Origin of the sequence: Methylibium sp. T29-B, assembly GCF_000576225.1 — a bacterium.
Lineage (GTDB): Bacteria > Pseudomonadota > Gammaproteobacteria > Burkholderiales > Burkholderiaceae_C > Methylibium > Methylibium petroleiphilum.
This window is the reverse complement of the sequence record NZ_AZSN01000325.1, coordinates 1-1,716: the sequence shown is the minus strand read 5'-3', so window position 1 is coordinate 1,716 and position 1,716 is coordinate 1. Positions and strand designations below refer to the sequence as shown.

The 1,716-nt window shown below is 74.2% G+C and carries 2 protein-coding genes; one reads left to right on the top strand and one right to left on the bottom strand.

The genetic code is table 11. The features are described from left to right. Positions 1-21: 21 nt before the first annotated feature. The gene (locus tag Y694_RS21625) at positions 22-1,290 is read right to left on the bottom strand and encodes an MFS transporter (RefSeq protein WP_051495975.1); all 1,269 of its coding nucleotides are present in this window, start codon (positions 1,288-1,290) and stop codon (positions 22-24) included. A gap of 64 nt (positions 1,291-1,354) precedes the next feature. Here Y694_RS21625 and Y694_RS21620 point away from each other — a divergent pair. After that, positions 1,355-1,716 (top strand): AraC family ligand binding domain-containing protein (locus tag Y694_RS21620; protein ID WP_036236603.1); only part of this gene is annotated, 362 nt, incomplete at its 3' end.

The following is a 1,716-nucleotide window of genomic DNA, read 5'->3' as shown; positions in this document are numbered from 1 at the left end:
CGCGGGGCCCGCGGTGCGGGCTCAGGTCGCCAGCGCCGGCACGCGGGTGCGCGCGATGCGCAGGCCGACCAGCGAGGCCGAGCCGACACCGAGCGCCATCATCAGCGCGGCGCCGTAGAACACGCCGTTCGGCTGGCCGTGGTCGAGCAAGGCGCCGAAGATCGGTGCGCCGAGCGCGAAGCCGAGGTCCAGGCCCGAGTACACGGTGCCGTAGACCCGCCCGGTCGCGCCGGGCGGCGCGGCGCGCTTGATCAGCATGTCGCGCGACGGCCCGGCGAGCCCGGTACCGAAGCCCGCCAGCGCGGCCGCGCCGGCCGCTGCCAGGCCCGGCAGCCAGCCGGTGCCGGTGAGCAGCAGCAGCCCGGCCGAGGCCGCCATCGCGAAGCCGATCGTGCGCTCCAGGCGTTCGACGCGCGACACCAGGAAGCCGCCGATCACCATGCCGGCCGCGCCGCACAGCATGTAGCCGGTCACGACGAAGGCGGTGAGCGCCAGCGGCAGTTCGTACATCTGCTGCAGCGCCGGGCTGGCGAAGCCCTGAATCGCGGTCAGCGCGGCGGTGGTCCAGAAGAAGAACGCGAAGCACAGCCACACCGAGGGCAGCTTCAGGAAGGCCATCGGGTGCTCGACCGCGGCGCCGGCGGACGGGCCGCGCGTCTCGTGCTCCCAGGTGCCGGCGCGGTCGTCGATCGCGTCGCGGTTGAACCACTGGATCGCCAGCACGACCAGCGCCAGCACGCCGGCCCCGGCCGCGGCGACGCGCCACGAACCGCCGGCCGCCGAGAGCCCGGCCATGAACACCGGGCCGACTGCCCAGCCGAGGTTGCCGGTGATGCCGTGCACCGAGAAGGCGTGGCCCAGGCGCGGCTGCGACACGCGCTTGTTGAGGATGGTGAAGTCGACCGGGTGGAACGGCGAGTTGCCCAGCCCGGCCAGCGCCGCGGCGAGCATCAGGCCGCCGTAGCCGGTGGCCGTGGCGGTGGCGAGCGCCGACGCGGCGAACAGCGCCAGCGCGAGGAACAGCACCGGCCGCGCGCCGACGCGGTCGACCAGGAAGCCGGCCAGCGCCTGGCCGATGCCCGAGATCACGAAGAACACCGAGACCAGCAGGCCGAGCTCGGCGTAGCTGTAGCCGAAGTCGCGGATGAAGGCCGGGAACAGCGGCGGCAGCACCATGTGGAAGAAGTGCGAGGTGCCGTGCGCAAGGCCGATCAGGCCGATGGTGCGGGCGTCCTGGCGCAGCGAGCGGCCGCCGTCGGCGGCCTGGGGAGGGAGCGTGGAGCGTGACATGCCCCGATGCTAGGTGGGGACGTCTCGGCGCGCTTACGATAGCGGGACAATTTCTGTCGAGATCATGCCAAGACGCCCCTCGCCCCCTCCGAAGGCTCGCGCGACGCCCGCCGCGACGCGGGTCGGCCCGCTGACGCCGCACCTGTTCACGCCGACCGCCGAGCGGCCGCTGCGCGCGAAGCGACACACGCTGGCCACCGACTCGCGCGTCGAACCGCACAGCCACGCCTGGGCCCAGCTTGCCTGGTCGGCCACCGGTGTGATGCGGCTCACCGCCGCGCGCGGCACCTACCTCGTGCCGCCGTCGCGCGCGGTGTGGGTGCCGCCCGGCGTCGAGCACGCGATCACCGTGGTCGAGACCGCCGAGCTGCGCACGCTCTACCTGCACCAGCGGCCGGGCCGCTGCGGTCCGGGTTGCGGCACGCG

Excerpts from the sequence above, each read along its gene's own strand:
- Y694_RS21625 (WP_051495975.1), bottom strand. The coding sequence starts at position 1,290 with ATGTCACGCTCCACGCTCCCTCCCCAGGCCGCCGACGGCGGCCGCTCG.